Origin of the sequence: Bacillus sp. ISL-57 (assembly GCF_018613135.1) — a bacterium.
Taxonomy (GTDB): domain Bacteria; phylum Bacillota; class Bacilli; order Bacillales; family DSM-1321; genus Peribacillus; species Peribacillus frigoritolerans.
The window spans coordinates 429,768-444,165 of the sequence record NZ_JAGGQV010000001.1 but is presented as its reverse complement, the minus strand read 5'-3'; the positions used below and the strand labels follow the sequence as shown (position 1 = coordinate 444,165).

Genomic DNA, 14,398 nt, shown 5'->3' with positions numbered 1-14,398 from the left:
ATTTGCCATTAATTGAGTTGCTGAACTGGTCTCTTGACTGATTGCTGCCAGTTCCTCTGCATTATGATTGACCTGTAGTTTAATCGTCTCTTTTTCTGCTAAGTTTTTTTGGCGAATCTTCTCATTCTCAAGTTCATATGCCTCTAAAACTATTTGCTGCTCCAGATTAAAAATTTTAGTGACAGCCAGGATGTTATCTTGATATTGCTCAATATTTTTTATGTTGGAAATCACATGAATGATCAATGATTGCAATAAATCCTGAAATGCACTCATATACCATTTTGGCTGAAGTCCAATTCGCACATGTACTTGTGCGATAATATAACGCTGTTTAATATACGCATCATCGATGGTTCCGCTAAACATTTCGAACATATGACGATGCAGTGTCTTTTTCAACCTATCAACAGAACCATTGTCCTTAATGATTTTCACTAAAGAGGGTTCATTTTCTAGATTTTTATAAAAATTCCCTACAATTTGTGTCAAATGTTCCTTCACTTGTTCCTGTAAAGAACGAATTATGCACAAATCCTCGATGGTCAAATGAATCATGTCCACTTGATTCAATACGCTCGGATATTCCCTGATATTGATACCGACGTGTTCTTTATATTGCATATAGTCTATAGAATCTATCTTCTGTTTATTTCTCCATATTCTTTTCATGATTAAATTGCACCCCAATTTCTTAGTCCATATATACTATTTCGACATAAAGTCTGTTTATCTTAATTCACTTTGAGAAATTTTCTTCTTTCACACAATACTTATGAACTATTTATGTCCAAACAAAAAAAAGACACTCCAAAGAATGTCTCAGACCGTATACTTCTTTTCGGAGAGTATAGAAGATGAACGTTGATTTCCACTTCAGGCACCCGCTTTCCTCTCGCGGTCCGTGGAGCCTCCTCGGCGCTCTTGGCTCCTGTGGGGTCTCCAGGATTCTCGTACCTTCCGTTCCAATCAAACTGGAATATATTTTTAAGAAAAACTGTAGGCTTTACATATTTCGAACTCTTGAATAAGACTAGTTTATATTTTTTGTTTTTTTACATCTCTACGAAACCCTCACAAGATTTAAGAAATTCACGCCATCCAGATTAAAAACCTTATCCATGTATGACTCCCTAGCTGAATCATCAAGAATACACAAAAAACGATTGCCAGGCCAGGAACGAGCGGTACTGCCGGACAATAAAAAGCTCGCTTCATATCCGGTCTTGTTTTACGTAAAACGATGACCGCTACGGAAATCACTTTAATAACGACCATTATATTATTGATTCTGGTCGTTTGTTTCGTACCTACGGAAATCAAAAAGGTAATCGCCATGACGATCAAAAAGGCCGGCAAGTTCATATAAGTCGTGACTCCTTCAATCGAACCCGGTGCTGCCGTCAATTCTTTCGGAAAGTTAATTCCGAATCCACTTAAAAATGATTGGAAATAGCCCGACCACCCGGCCGATACCGCACTAACAGTCAATAAGTAATCAGAAATCAAATCCCATCCGATTATCCAAGCGGCGAATTCACCTAAAGTTGCATAAGCATACGTATAAGTCGAACCGGATACCGGCACGGAAGCTGCAAATTCCGCATTAGAAAGTGCAGCGAATAAACAGGCAAGCCCAGCAATGACGAAAGATTGAAAGTACAGAGCCAGCATTCACTGCACCAGTACCTGTTAATACAAATATGCCTGTCCCAATAATCGCTCCAATTCCTAGCATCGTTAAATCCCAAGCCCCTAGTTCCCGTTTCAATCCCTTACCGCCCTGCGTTTTTCAACAAGTCCTCAATGGACTTCTTCCTAAAAATACTCATGTACTTTCCTCCGTAAATTTTATAAACTATTCCGAAAACTACAGACAAATAAATTCACTTACCATTTATATCGAAGGAATTTCGACAAATTTCTACTTTTACTGAATTTTCCGACTTTCAAATTATACACATTACCCCTTCCTCCGTCAATGATTTATTATTGTAAAATTCTGTTTTTTTGAATTTCCTTTGGAAGGTAAGTCCTAATATTCAACAGGAGTCTCAATATTTAACGAAGAAGGATTAACAATTCATTATTTTAATATCATTAAAGTGAGCTATTGGAGTATTTCGATTAATTTTTCTTGTAAAAGTTCTAATTAATCCAATATTGGATCATTCTTTATTTTTGTATATGTATTATTAAGAAATAATACTCCAATATTATTCTGATCATTCATGCACCAATAGTTTGACGGAATCAAAGTACATCACTATACTTATTAAGTCTTAAAAAAAGTACGGGAATTATGCTTAATAATTGAAGAAGGTGACATTCATGGATTTTGCAATTACCTATCTGTCTTTTTATTTAATCCAAGTCGAAGGAAAAGGCGATCAGGCTGATAAGCGTTTTAAACATTTCCAAACTCTTGATACAGAAGAATACGAAGAAAGTCCTCTAAAGGATTTTTTGGATGGGGAATTGATGAAGATTTCCAAACGGAAAGTCGACCGTCATCCAAAAACTGAACAAATACCGACAAAAATTGGTTCTTTTATTGTTGAAGAAGGACATGCACTTGATTCCAACCCTAATTACAATGTATTTAACCGTGTTCGATATGCAAAAACAAAACAAGAATTCCAAGAGGAAAATGAACAATTCACGCGGTCTTATATTGATACAAGTGCCGTCCGTGGAGGTGTCTTCATAATCGCATCGGCAAAATTAACGAAATATCTTGATGAACCGTTCGTTTTCCTATTAAAATGTGATTTCGAGCCGAAAGTTGCTTCCATTTCAGATGAACGGACCTTGATTAGGCACGTTGAAATGGCTATCACCACTAAAAATATGAAATCCATCCAATACCCCTACATGCCCGAAGAAGGAATGGTCGAAGAAGGCGAACTGAAAATCCACCAAGCTTCACATGCCCGCTACTTTGAGGATTTCCTGAAGTTCGTCGAATATGGTGAATCGATGCCGGAAATCATGCGTAGTCAAATAGTCGGTATAGTGAGCGAACATGTGAACGTCAATTATGAGGCGGACAGCCCCGAAGTTGAGGAATTTCATGCGGATATCGAGCAGTGGGCGGTCAGTGAAAAACGCGAGTTGAGGGAACGTCTGGATACGCACCAAATCGTTGAGGCTGCGGCATCTATGGTCGAAATTACGCCGGACTTAGACCTGAAAATGAAGCTTGATCACGTCGGAGTTAACGCCCTACTTTCGGACTTCGGCGAGTCGGTCCACGTTGCGAAAATAAACGGTAAATATGTAACGATAATTGAGTCGGATTCAATCGTTTTTGAGAAGAGCGTAAGTCCAATCGAGTTTCTAAAACCCGACGAATTGGACGAGGTAATTGCCCGAGTACGCGCTAAAAACGGTGGTTAATATTAGGCAATAAAACACGGAAAAAGGGTCGGAGTCACACGTTTAGTGACCGTTTAGTGACCGCAAGTGTGACTCCTTAGTGACTCGTCAGTGACTACGTTCTATACCTGCGTTAGATTTCCTTATTACGGGCGGCCATTGCGGTCGCTTTTTCTAATTTCTAAGACTACGGTTATTCCCGTACCTCCAACCTTTTAATACTTACGATAACAATTATTAATCGCTTTACCTATGTCCAATAAAACTAGATTACCTTTCGCCAACTCATCTGCGTACCATTGCTTTCGTTCTTCTTCAGTTAGTTTCATAAGATCTGAATTAATTATAATGGTCGAATTCCCACTCTTCATCTTATATTCAAAAGGTTTCTTCTCGTCTTCCATGTTACTTCCTCCAATCACCGTTTCTTACAGCGTTTCTAAAGTGCAGAGAAAATAAACGTTAATTGGCTTGACCTTTCGTTCCCCAAGTAAATAGCGAATGGTACGGAAGTTTGCGTAGGTTAGCTTTAACAGCCGGCATGCACCGATTGCAATAGTAATTGACGTAATCCTTACCTTTTTCATATAACGGAGTTAAATTGCTAACTTCTTCCCACTTTGCACAATACATACACATCTTCTTTTCTCTCATAAGCGCCCCCTCCGATTCTATCATGCTTTTTCCTTACAGCTGACAGCTCCTCCGCCACCTTTTCGTACCCCTCCGTTCCACCTGCGTAGCTGCTCCGTCTAATGAATATGGCTAAGATAGGTAGTCTATAATACGAGTAGAGGTGAGATTAATTGAGTAGACCTGAAGGACTTACGATTTATATATACTTACGAAAATCACGTAAAGACATAGAAGAAGAACGAAAAGCCTCGGACTCAGTCGAATCCTTCGATACGCTCCAACGCCATCGAGACACGCTATTATCCGTCGCTAAAAAAGAATGCCACACAATCGCAGCTATATACGAAGAAGTCGTATCTGGAGAATCTGTAATGGAACGCCCCCGTATTCAAGAACTTCTCCGTGCTATTGAGGTACAGAACGTAGATGCTGTTCTCGTAATGGACCTAGACCGACTTGGACGCGGCGATATGCTCGACCAAGGCTTACTCGACCGTGCCTTCCGCTACTCCGGCACGCAGATTTTAACGCCTAATGAGGCCTATGATCCGTCATCGGAAACGTGGGAGCTCGTATTTGGGATTAAATCGCTCATAGCACGTGAGGAGCTTAAGTCTATTACCCGTCGGATGCAGCGTGGTCGTGTATCGTCAGCCAGCGAAGGTAAGTCTATTTCAAAAATTCCTCCGTATGGGTATACACGTAACGAAGACCTCCACTTGGAGCCAGACGTAGATACTGCATGGGTTGTTAAGAAGATGTTCGAAATGATGCGCGATGGACATGGCCGCCAAGCTATTGCGCAAGAATTGGACAGGCTCGGAATTAAGCCGCCAAATACACGCCGAGAAACTTGGTCGCCTAGCAGCATAACCGCGATCATTAAAAACGAAGTATATCTCGGCACGATTATATGGGGCCAGGTAAAATACGTTAAGCAAAACGGAAAGTATCAGAAGAAAAAGGTCCCTCGCGAGAACTGGACGATAAAGGAGAACGCACATGATCCGTTAGTTTCTACGGAGCTATTCGAAGCCGCTAATCGGGCGCACTCCGGAAGATGGCGTCCATCTACAGTAACTACGAAACGGCTGAGAAATCCGATGGCAGGCGTGCTGAAGTGTGAAGTCTGCGGATTCTCTATGCTGTACCAACCGCGCCCTAAACGTCCGAATGACGTAATCCGTTGCGTGCAGCCGAGTTGTAAAGGTGTGCAGAAAGGATCGTCAATAAACATCGTCGAGGCTCGCTTGCTCGAAGGGCTTGCGGCGCTGGTCAGTCAGTTAGAGGTGCAGGCGGAAGTCGTAGCGCCAAGTAATGCCGACGATATTTCGTACAAGCGTCTGCTCATCGATAAAAAGACGCAGGAGATTTCCGAACTAGATACGCAGAAAAGTAGACTGCACGATTTACTCGAGCGCGGGGTTTACGATATCGATACGTTCATGGAGCGCCAGAAGAATCTCACCGATCGCATTAACGGAGTTGAAGTCGAGATACGCAATTTACAGTCCGAAATTCAGAAGGATGACTTGCGGAATCAAAGTGTCGACGAATACCTGCCGAAGTTAAGGACCGTTATCGATGCGTACCAACATGCGGACATCGAACGGAAGAACGCCTTGTTGAAATCTGTATTGGTAAAAGCCACATATCTCCGGAAGAAAGAATGGACGAAGCAAGACGAATTCGTTCTGCAACTATATCCGAAGATTTGACCGTCCTAGCTGGCGGTCTTTATAGCTGCTCGTGCCAGACCTCTTTTACGTTAAGTATATACGAATATACGTTCGTTAGCAATCGCCAAACTGACGGTCATAGACTTTGTCTAATACTTGCTCCCTTTCGTTCTAAGTTAATACTTATTGACGTATATAATATCGAGGTGATAATAATGGCTGACGCAAATTCTTTTAAGACTGATGAGAAATACTCCCTTTTTGATTTCTTCTACGAGAAAAACATGATTATTTCAGTTACTTATTTAGTAGGAAACAAGTCTCGCGAAGTAGAGGGTTTGATTTCCGGCTATCATCCAGAATTAAATATGATTTCCGTGAAAAACAGAACGGAAGGCATGGACTTTTGTGTCCCGATTAGAAATATTGAAGAAATCGTTATTGTCGGTCCCTATTTTCCCTAGTCCGCGCTACCCGCGGGCTTTTTTGTTCGCCCATAATCGAACGAACGTTCTGGAATTACTCAAAGAAAAACCGACCGATTTGGCCGGTTATTTTCCTTGATAGCACGTTCCGCAATATATATTTCCGTACGCTTCATACGTTTCGTTATCGCTTAAAGTTTGACGGCATTCTGCACACTCGAAAGAATCACGCCCATTGTAGTCATACAGTGAACCGGAGTTACCCGTTTTGTAATCACTCATGCTGTCACTCTCCTAGGTGTCGTTCTCCGTATATGTCTATGCCTAATCCACCGCAATAATTACATAATAAAAGAGCCCGCCATTAGACGAACTCTACGAAACTAGGCAAGCGCAGCAAGCCCGCCTTAGTTAGATTACGATATTTAACTCGGCATTTAATCGGCGCAATGTACTCGTAGCGCTCCGATTCATCTATCGCCTGAGCCGCATAAACAGTGCGCTTAGCAACCGGAGGCACGCCAAGCTCCATAACGCCAGCATAGCGACCATCATCGAAATTAAGAAGCCAGCCGAACTCGCCTTTGCGACGGCCGACAACGAACACATCGGCGTACTGATAGTTAATCACCTTCAGCCAGCTGTATGAACGTTTACCGACTTCGTAGCACGAGTCCTTACGTTTCAGCACCACGCCTTCAAGCGCCTGTCCACAAACAGCATCGTAATAAGCTGCGCCGTGACCTTCGAGGAACTTCACATTCGAAAGTAGGGAGGAATCCTCCGGAACCAGGTCGGCGAGTATTTCCTTGCGATCGAGCAACGGAAGGCTAGTAACGGACTCACCTTCGTGTTGCAGGACGTCGAACGCGGCGAAAGTGATGGGCGTATTGGCGCGGTTACTTTGAAACCGGCTCATCATCGCTTCAAAGTCCGGCTTGCCGAGGGTGTCAGTTGAAATGAGCTCCCCGTCTAGCGTAGTGCCGGGCGGAATGCCAAGCGAATGAAGCTCCGGAAACTTGGCGGTGCACTCGTTATTGTGACGTGTATATAAGCGGACCTTACCGGCCGCATCAACGGAATATATTAAGCGGATGCCATCCAACTTCAGCTCCGTTAAATAATCGGAGTCGTCGAAGGGCGCATCGGATTTGTGTAATAGCATTGGCGATATGAACAACGTAATTCACCTCGTCTATAAGTTTAACATGGCGCAGTATTTTCGTAGGCTAGTAGATTAATGGAAAAACCCCGACCTAGTGGACGAGGTTAGTTAATTAAGCGCGATATTTCAGTAAATTGTTCCTTTGTGCACTGAATAAGGGTTTTGTGTTCCTCGCCTTCTTCGTCGAATAAATAAATGTAAGCGTTTGAAGTTTCTTTTTTCATTGCTCGGACTGCTATATCAGTGATTGCACCGACTGAACCTACAAGAGCAGTACTTAGAATCGTGCTGTTTTTGGATTTCCCGACGTTTCGACTTTCATTATGTTCCCACTCAATCCTGGAAAGTTTGAAGTATTTTTGTCCAAATGCAGTTGTAACCTTGACCTCACCTTGCTGCCCCCACTTCATTATAGTCATTCTGTTAACGCTTTTATTTCCTTCGACACCATCAGTTAATACGTGACCGCCTGCCAATACGCTGACTTGAATCCGAGGTTTAATAACCTGTCTCCAAAATCCCATAAAAGCACCGTCCCTTTTTATTTTGTCTTATAATTATATGTACGCATCCGCCTACGAATGGGTTCATTTTTTCGTAGGCTTCGCATTTATTTCGTTAACCGTTAAATGTCTTCGTGTTTCTTCGGAAAGAATGATCCCGTAATCTGACCGAAATTCATAACTAGCGCGCCGATAATAAGATTCCGCGTCTGCTCGTCGCCGTAAAACACAAATAAGGCCGCCGACAAAACGATCAGCAGCCCGAAGGAAAAGAGGTATTGGAATTTAATCCGCTTGATAATAGTCATCATTAGAACATCACCGCCCAAGTCTTCGCGCCAACGATGCCGTCAGCCGAAAGCTTTTTGCGTTTCTGATACGCCTTGACCGCAGCTGCCGTTCCTTTACCGTAAATACCGTCAGGCTTAACGCCGACCGCACGTTGAATCCGCTCAACGTCCTTGCCTTTCGAGCCGATGCCGATTACCTTGCCCGGATACTTAACGATAGGGGCTGGCGCCTTAGGGGCTTTCGGTTTGGCTACGGGTTTCGCCGCTGGCTTTGCGACCGACTCTTTCTTCGGCCCAGCTGCCGGACGTTTGCCCGCTTGCAAGTCCTTAATCGATAAGCCGAACGTCATTTGCAAATGCGGATAGTCTACGAAGCTTTTCCATTCGCCGCCCCATTCGAAGCCGAGCTTCTTCGCTTCCGCCGCAACCGTACGCCAGTCCTTATTGACGGACCATATCGCCTTGCCGTCGACCTTCAAGCAAAAGTCGATTGCCAGTCCGTAGTTGTGATACGAAGTGCCGCCGCGGGCATTCGTTACTTTCGGGCCCGCCGTCGTGCGTCCTTTCGCGTACAATGCGTTCTGCTCCGCAATGGAACGGTAAGCCTGCGCAATAATTATGTCGATTCCTTTCTCCTTACATACTGCGATTAGTTTCTCCGTGGCTTCGCGAACAATCGGATGTAAACCGTCTAAATTTGCCATTTTAGCATTCCTCCTAGTTTAATTTAGTAACGCAATGCCCAGCGTAATAAATAATCCAGCGACCGAGATAATCGTCGCCCAAACCCAACGCATTCCTGCCACGCGTTTGTTTTCCGCCCGCTCGGCATTCTCTTCGACTCGCTTAATATCATCCTTATTGTCCAACGCTAACTGCTTCGCTTCATCTGCCGTAGTTTTCGCATGATCCGCCACGTGCCTAACTTCGTTCAGATAATCGACCTTCGTATTAATTACGCCTAGCTCGACTTTGACTTCCGTAACTACATCGTAAAATTCCTTACTAGTTGGTTCCGCCATATGCCACACCTCTCTTCAATGGGTTTAAGACAACGCAAAAAAGCCGCTCTGTGATGGCGGGCGGCTTGGATACGTTTTTTAGTTATCACGCTGTTTGTTCCTATCGAGAATTAATTTAACACCCCCATATTTCGCAAAATCGAAATTAAGCTATTCAGCTTTTCTGTGTCAGTTGTACCTGACACTGTTTGTTTTGTTGTTCCGTAACTTCCAAAGAAGCCTAATGTATTACTAGTATTGCCGATAGCAACATCACCGGTTTCTGACTTAATTCTAGCCAAACTCCCAGACCAATCACCGTTTGAATTATAACTATCAAGAGTGGAATAGTTACCCGCAGCATCATAATATTCGCCAACTTTAAGCTTTGTAATGCCTGCGCGGTGAATGGAAATAACCGATTCATCCGTTTGACTAGAGGTACCAAACTGATTGTTAATCCCATCATGATGACTTAATTCATTAACATTTAGTTTTATTTTCTTGTTGTTACCAGAGATTGCGTAATTCAAATGATTAAATTGGACTTTCATATGCACCTCTATATTTTCATTAGATGTCCCACCTATAGAAACCCCATAACATTGAAAACCCGGCTCTCCAATTCTTTTATGGAAATCATTCGCCACACCATGAACAAAACAATGTTTTGAGTCGTAAATATGGACACCGTTCCAGTTGCTAGGTTGGACAGGAATAAATTCATGCGAGTATCCATTAGCATCAGCTAATACATTTGTTAGGGTAATATCTTGACATCCGCCTAACATGACCCCATGTTTATAGTTTTCCTGCGCTTCTAGATTCACACCTATAATGGAAGTTGCATCATTAAACCAAAATCCATATTCACGATTACCAAATGCTTTTAGATCGGATATGCGATAATTCCCTGTAAAGAATCTATAACCAGTTCCTTCATTCCAAAATGAGGTACATGACGATAAAATAGAATCTGACCCCCCAATATCAAAACCGTTTAAACGACTATCTCTTACAAAGATATTTGTATATTTCGCTTCTCGAACTTTTTCACCGGAATGGAGCCCGTGTCCTGCCGCGTCCCTAATAGTTACTTTGTCTATGGTAGGTGCTATATCTGGATTTTGACTAGCACCTGACCAGTTAGGTGACTCAAAGTGAACGGCGTTTCCAAACGAATTGTTTTGTTTATTACCGTTTATTGTAAGATTTTCAAGTCCACCACGTAATCCTTTACCTTCAGCAAAAATGATGAAATGATTATTTGTATGGTCAGCTAGTTTCATTGTTGTGGTATCACCTTGCCCGGACAAGGTGACGAAGTCACGAACTCTATAATATTGAGCAATGTAAGTATCAGCCCCTAATAATATTTTCCCTCCCCCATTTGAAGAAACAAAAAGGGAAGCTCTTTCTAATCGTCCTGTATCATCTACTTCTAGTGCTTGTCTTGGGAATTTATCTATGGATACTATTACACTTGCTATATCGGCCAACTGTACTGTAACCTCCGCCAACTTCTCGTCAATCTTTCCGAAGTTATCATTAAACTCCGCCCTTATAACTGCATCAGTCGGCGCCCACTTATGAAGTCCTAAATTCTTATGTTTTTCACTACTCATTTAATCCGCCCCTTTATATCAGTATATAAAAAAGCCGCTTCATAGTTGCGGGCGGCTTGTACTACGTTACTATTTAATCTTCTTTAATATCTTTCTGCGCAACAGTATAGCCAACATGTAATTCAATATCATTATCTTCTTCATTTCCCCGTTTTGCTTCTTAAAGTATATGCTTGGGTAATCCTAAGTAATAATCACTTGCATGTTTGATAAAAAGTGGAAAGTCTCCAGTTTTTTCGCTACTCATTTAATCCGCTCCTTTAGTCATGCCTCGTTTTGTGCTGTTGTAAGTATTCCTTCCGCTTCTTCGGCGGATATAAATTTCGGAACGTAGCTCCGTATCTGCGTTTCAGTAACCTTTCGTCTGGCCCACATACCGACCAAAAATGCGTACATATTCCGTACCTCCTTCGTCACTTAGCGCTATCCATGAGTATGATTAGCGCCTCCTCGACGATTTCGAGCCGCGATTTTAGCTCGCCGTTTTCTTGCTGAAGTGCCTCGATAGTTACTTCTGTTCCCTCCGTAGGTTCCACGCCAGTCCACGTCACATTGAACGTAGCCCAATCGATACCTCTTAAACTAACCTTTTCGCGCCCTTCCAAGTATCCCGTCAAACTGTCCACTGTTTTAACGAGTCTATCTACGGTGATATGATCGCCGGCTACAGTGATTTTTCCCATCAGTAGATATGCCCGCCGCTAACGGTTAGCTCTATCGTTGTGGCGTTTAGATTAATCGTGCCGACTTTGTGGACAATCGAGGAGGATACGCTTAGGCCAAAATCACTTTTCGAGGGTCCGTGAGCGTTATTATCAGACCAAACGACCTGCGAACCGCTCTGTGCTCGTAAACAAACATATTGACCCGTAAAGTAAGAGCTGTAAACGTTCCCTTTTGAAGCGTCGTAGAGAACACAACTTTTTCCGCCAGCTTTCGTATCACTGTCGAAACGACAATTATTAACTGCCCCGTACATACTCCGAGTGAATCGAAGGATTGCATTACGTGTAACATTTTGTGAGTTGTAAAAGTCGACGTCGTTGACTTGGATATAACACATGCAGTCTTCAGCTAGGATTGATAGCACGTTGAATCCTGTCGGCGCATCCTTCGCCAAAGGTGCCGAGCCGTCGTATTGGATTTTAAGGTTTCCGCCAAGAAGACCTTTAATTAGCACCTCTTCCGGATAAAATCCCGGAGCACAGGCGATTGTATAAGCGTGCATGTGTATATTTGGAATAACGTCGACTGCCCGCTGAATAGTTTTGTAAGGCTTCGCTCTTGTGCCGTCGCCAGTCGAATCATTTCCTGTGGAGACGTTGACGTATAAGAACTTTTCCGTGGCACTTTTCGGCAGCACATCGTCAGCTAGAACCGTTTGTCCTAGGCGAAGTAAGCCGTCCGTTCCTGGCATCGGAACAGCCTTGACTTGTTCTGCCGTTACTCCGTGTGGATTACTCTTATTTTCAAAGTGCGTTCCAACTTTTTCGTCAATCTTATCGATAAGTTCGTTATGCGCCACTCGTGACACGGTTTCATTTCCTAACGGCTTCGGTAATCCCAGCTTTGTTGTATATTCTGGCATTCTTCGCCACCTCCGATTTATTAAGGTTTATAAACTTCACGCTGATTGTACGTAAGTTTTTTCTCATCCAACGTATCCCAAGTCCATGCGAAAGAATCGTACTCATCCCACGACAAATAACGGTATCCGTATTCAACGACCAAATGGGCGGGCATAATCTCCGCCACCGCCTCTTTTAGATCGTCTATGTTCGAAGGTACGCCACGCTCACCTATGAACTGTATTATAACTTTGTGCGTTCCTGGCGATTCGGTAACAGTTACCTCGCCGCCCACATAAGATTCACATACGCTTTTCAGTAAATCCGCATTGACCGAACCGAATCCTCGAATACGGGATTTAATGGACGACTTTCTACTGGAACCGTCGATAATAAACGCATCCTCAAAGCTGCTCCAACTCATCGTCTCTAAGTCTTCAAACACCTTCCGACTATCTTCCAACGCATCCCATACGGAATAGTCAGCGCCAATTCTTATTCCGAGTAACGCTTCCCAATGCGCCAGTCCCCACGTCGCTGTATCTACGAACATTTGCGCCAATACGTCGTCAATATCGCGCATTAATTGAAGTTACGCATTTGCTTCCGCATTGATAATCGCACCAGACTCTCGAATATCTTCGTAATATTTCGGCAGGTAATCTAGCATGGCGCGCTTTATATCCCGTGTATTATTCACGCAAAACTCACCGTCCCTTTAACGGCAACCTTTCCGTCAGAAACTACGAGGTTACCCGTTCCTCCATTTACGGTCAGTCCGCTATAGTCGAGCACATTCGGTATGTCGAGTAGTAAGTTCGCGATTTGCGAGTATCTAATAACTGCATCCGTAAACGCTAACTCTTCGAGGTAATCGGTAAGTGCTTGCTCAAACTCCGCTTTAATTGCGAATAAGTCACCGCCTGATTGAAGCGTAAGAGTCGCTGATACGTTAATAGCCGTTTCTACTGCGCCTGCCACCGTCACCGTTGCGCCAAAGGGTCGAACCGATTCGATGTACGTTGTTGCTGCGTCCACCACCGATTGAGTTGGCGCTTTTTTATCAGCGCTTAGCAAAACGACTTTGACAGTGCCAGGTCCGTTCCACAACGGATATACCTTCGCATCACTAACTCCGACCACTTCCTTCGCCCATTGCAGATAGTGATTCGCATTTCCGCTGGTTGCCGGCTTCTGTACGCGATCCTTTAGCCGACTCTGTAGTTCCTCGTCCGTCTCTTCGTCTGCCCCGCCGTTAAATACCAGCGAATTTGTTGCCGTAACTACTCCGTATAAATCGCCTGGCGCTAAAGTCGTTATCCGGCCCGCCGATATGTTTCCGTCCGCTCCGCCTATCTGCGCCTCTGCTGCGACCGTAGCCGTCCCGCCCGTCAAAATAACTTCGTCTTTCGTCAGGAAATAAATCGGCTCCTCGTCGTCTGTCATCAATAACGTATCAACCGGCACTAGCGTATCAGCAGGTCCGGTTAGTGTGACGATCCCTTGTGCCTTTGCTGCGGGTTTACGCGTCACCCCGAATTCTCCCGCCCGTAAGTCAAGCCAGTAACCTTCCGTCGTATCAGCGAATCCAAGCATTAAAACTGCGTCCAACTCTACGTATGCCAGCGATAGCTCAATTGCCGCCGGGTATAGTAAATCGTAGGCGACCGAACCTTCTCGCTTGTCAATCGAATCATCGACGTCATCTAACAACGTCTCGATAATTGCTTCTGGCGTTTTATATTCATACATTCACTTCCACCTCCTCCGTAATTTCAACGTCGTTATCTGCGGGAACAACTGTCACGCTAAGGAACAACTTGTCGCCTTCCCGCGTAAATGTCGTCTGTACGTCGTCTATCCGCTCGTCATACGCTAGTGCTTCGTAAACAATCCTAGGGATTTCTGCGTCGAGTAAATCCTCCGTAACGACATCATCACCTATTAGCTCGTTTAATTCGCAGCCGTAGTCGTCCGAATAGATGGCGAACCTTGACCGCTCTGTCAAAATAGCCTTCCGGATATACTGGCGCAGCGCCTCGCCTTCATCGATAAACTTTCCGATGGTCCCTGTTTCGAAGTTCGAAGTTAATCGCCCATGTTTTCGACGGCTCAACGACGACCTCCG

At 43.9% G+C, this 14,398-nt stretch carries 17 protein-coding genes and 2 pseudogenes; 3 read left to right on the top strand and 16 right to left on the bottom strand.

Annotated features, from left to right (window positions below; translation table 11 throughout):
* Positions 1-132: 132 nt before the first annotated feature.
* Positions 133-624, bottom strand: a pseudogene (locus J7I90_RS28010) (protoglobin domain-containing protein); the annotation flags it as partial.
* Between the two features lie 522 nt (positions 625-1,146).
* A pseudogene (locus J7I90_RS02130) lies at positions 1,147-1,832 on the bottom strand (amino acid permease); the annotation flags it as partial.
* 499 nt (positions 1,833-2,331) lie between these two features.
* Between J7I90_RS02130 and J7I90_RS02125 the strand changes: the two are divergent.
* A complete protein-coding gene (locus tag J7I90_RS02125; protein ID WP_214768183.1) occupies positions 2,332-3,399 on the top strand; it encodes a DUF3900 domain-containing protein in 1,068 nt (355 codons plus the stop codon).
* Between the two features lie 194 nt (positions 3,400-3,593).
* Here J7I90_RS02125 and J7I90_RS02120 read toward each other — a convergent pair whose 3' ends face one another.
* A complete protein-coding gene (locus J7I90_RS02120; RefSeq protein ID WP_214768182.1) occupies positions 3,594-3,782 on the bottom strand; it encodes a hypothetical protein in 189 nt (62 codons plus the stop codon).
* 58 nt (positions 3,783-3,840) lie between these two features.
* Positions 3,841-4,032, bottom strand: coding sequence for a hypothetical protein (locus tag J7I90_RS02115; RefSeq protein WP_214768181.1), 192 nt, complete (start codon positions 4,030-4,032; stop codon positions 3,841-3,843).
* A gap of 152 nt (positions 4,033-4,184) precedes the next feature.
* Between J7I90_RS02115 and J7I90_RS02110 the strand changes: the two genes are divergently transcribed.
* Together J7I90_RS02110 and J7I90_RS02105 are read left to right on the top strand one after the other, a co-directional pair.
* Entirely contained in the window at positions 4,185-5,732 is a 1,548-nt protein-coding gene (locus J7I90_RS02110) for a recombinase family protein (protein ID WP_214768180.1), read from the top strand.
* A gap of 176 nt (positions 5,733-5,908) precedes the next feature.
* Positions 5,909-6,157 (top strand): hypothetical protein, encoded by a 249-nt coding sequence (locus tag J7I90_RS02105; RefSeq protein WP_214768179.1) that lies wholly within the window; start codon positions 5,909-5,911, stop codon positions 6,155-6,157.
* A gap of 87 nt (positions 6,158-6,244) precedes the next feature.
* Here J7I90_RS02105 and J7I90_RS02100 read toward each other — a convergent pair whose 3' ends face one another.
* From J7I90_RS02100 to J7I90_RS02050, 12 genes are all read right to left on the bottom strand, one after another.
* Positions 6,245-6,400: an LIM domain-containing protein gene (locus tag J7I90_RS02100; protein ID WP_214768178.1), complete on the bottom strand. Its 156-nt coding sequence runs from the start codon at positions 6,398-6,400 to the stop codon at positions 6,245-6,247.
* 82 nt (positions 6,401-6,482) lie between these two features.
* Positions 6,483-7,298 carry an ATP-dependent DNA ligase gene (locus J7I90_RS02095; RefSeq protein WP_214768177.1) on the bottom strand — a complete coding sequence of 272 codons (816 nt, stop codon included), beginning with the start codon at positions 7,296-7,298 and terminating at the stop codon, positions 6,483-6,485.
* An 89-nt stretch (positions 7,299-7,387) separates the two neighbouring features.
* Entirely contained in the window at positions 7,388-7,807 is a 420-nt protein-coding gene (locus J7I90_RS02090; RefSeq protein WP_214768176.1) for a hypothetical protein, read from the bottom strand.
* A 289-nt stretch (positions 7,808-8,096) separates the two neighbouring features.
* On the bottom strand, positions 8,097-8,780 hold the full coding sequence (locus J7I90_RS02085; protein ID WP_214768175.1) for a M15 family metallopeptidase: 684 nt from the start codon (positions 8,778-8,780) through the stop codon (positions 8,097-8,099).
* A gap of 18 nt (positions 8,781-8,798) precedes the next feature.
* Positions 8,799-9,098, bottom strand: a complete 300-nt coding sequence (locus tag J7I90_RS02080) for a holin (RefSeq protein WP_214768174.1) — start codon at positions 9,096-9,098, stop codon at positions 8,799-8,801.
* A 110-nt stretch (positions 9,099-9,208) separates the two neighbouring features.
* Positions 9,209-10,702 carry a right-handed parallel beta-helix repeat-containing protein gene (locus tag J7I90_RS02075; RefSeq protein ID WP_214768173.1) on the bottom strand — a complete coding sequence of 498 codons (1,494 nt, stop codon included), beginning with the start codon at positions 10,700-10,702 and terminating at the stop codon, positions 9,209-9,211.
* Positions 10,703-10,966: 264 nt separating this feature from the next.
* Complete coding sequence (locus tag J7I90_RS27650; RefSeq protein ID WP_285289399.1) at positions 10,967-11,098, bottom strand: hypothetical protein; 132 nt, start codon at positions 11,096-11,098, stop codon at positions 10,967-10,969.
* 17 nt (positions 11,099-11,115) lie between these two features.
* On the bottom strand, positions 11,116-11,253 hold the full coding sequence (locus J7I90_RS02070; RefSeq protein ID WP_214768172.1) for a hypothetical protein: 138 nt from the start codon (positions 11,251-11,253) through the stop codon (positions 11,116-11,118).
* A gap of 131 nt (positions 11,254-11,384) precedes the next feature.
* On the bottom strand, positions 11,385-12,290 hold the full coding sequence (locus J7I90_RS02065; protein ID WP_214768171.1) for a hypothetical protein: 906 nt from the start codon (positions 12,288-12,290) through the stop codon (positions 11,385-11,387).
* Between the two features lie 20 nt (positions 12,291-12,310).
* Positions 12,311-12,853: a YmfQ family protein gene (locus J7I90_RS02060; RefSeq protein WP_214768170.1), complete on the bottom strand. Its 543-nt coding sequence runs from the start codon at positions 12,851-12,853 to the stop codon at positions 12,311-12,313.
* A gap of 113 nt (positions 12,854-12,966) precedes the next feature.
* Positions 12,967-13,881, bottom strand: a complete 915-nt coding sequence (locus tag J7I90_RS02055) for a baseplate J/gp47 family protein (RefSeq protein ID WP_251025045.1) — start codon at positions 13,879-13,881, stop codon at positions 12,967-12,969.
* Positions 13,882-14,014: 133 nt separating this feature from the next.
* Positions 14,015-14,386 carry a DUF2634 domain-containing protein gene (locus tag J7I90_RS02050; protein ID WP_251025044.1) on the bottom strand — a complete coding sequence of 124 codons (372 nt, stop codon included), beginning with the start codon at positions 14,384-14,386 and terminating at the stop codon, positions 14,015-14,017.
* Positions 14,387-14,398 lie beyond the last annotated feature (12 nt).

Excerpts from the sequence above, each read along its gene's own strand:
- J7I90_RS02125 (WP_214768183.1), top strand. The coding sequence starts at position 2,332 with ATGGATTTTGCAATTACCTATCTGTCTTTTTATTTAATCCAAGTCGAA.
- J7I90_RS02120 (WP_214768182.1), bottom strand. The coding sequence starts at position 3,782 with ATGGAAGACGAGAAGAAACCTTTTGAATATAAGATGAAGAGTGGGAAT.
- J7I90_RS02115 (WP_214768181.1), bottom strand. The coding sequence starts at position 4,032 with ATGAGAGAAAAGAAGATGTGTATGTATTGTGCAAAGTGGGAAGAAGTT.
- J7I90_RS02105 (WP_214768179.1), top strand. The coding sequence starts at position 5,909 with ATGGCTGACGCAAATTCTTTTAAGACTGATGAGAAATACTCCCTTTTT.
- J7I90_RS02100 (WP_214768178.1), bottom strand. The coding sequence starts at position 6,400 with ATGAGTGATTACAAAACGGGTAACTCCGGTTCACTGTATGACTACAAT.
- J7I90_RS02090 (WP_214768176.1), bottom strand. The coding sequence starts at position 7,807 with ATGGGATTTTGGAGACAGGTTATTAAACCTCGGATTCAAGTCAGCGTA.
- J7I90_RS02085 (WP_214768175.1), bottom strand. The coding sequence starts at position 8,780 with ATGGCAAATTTAGACGGTTTACATCCGATTGTTCGCGAAGCCACGGAG.
- J7I90_RS02080 (WP_214768174.1), bottom strand. The coding sequence starts at position 9,098 with ATGGCGGAACCAACTAGTAAGGAATTTTACGATGTAGTTACGGAAGTC.
- J7I90_RS02075 (WP_214768173.1), bottom strand. The coding sequence starts at position 10,702 with ATGAGTAGTGAAAAACATAAGAATTTAGGACTTCATAAGTGGGCGCCG.
- J7I90_RS27650 (WP_285289399.1), bottom strand. The coding sequence starts at position 11,098 with ATGTACGCATTTTTGGTCGGTATGTGGGCCAGACGAAAGGTTACTGAA.
- J7I90_RS02065 (WP_214768171.1), bottom strand. The coding sequence starts at position 12,290 with ATGCCAGAATATACAACAAAGCTGGGATTACCGAAGCCGTTAGGAAAT.
- J7I90_RS02060 (WP_214768170.1), bottom strand. The coding sequence starts at position 12,853 with ATGCGCGATATTGACGACGTATTGGCGCAAATGTTCGTAGATACAGCG.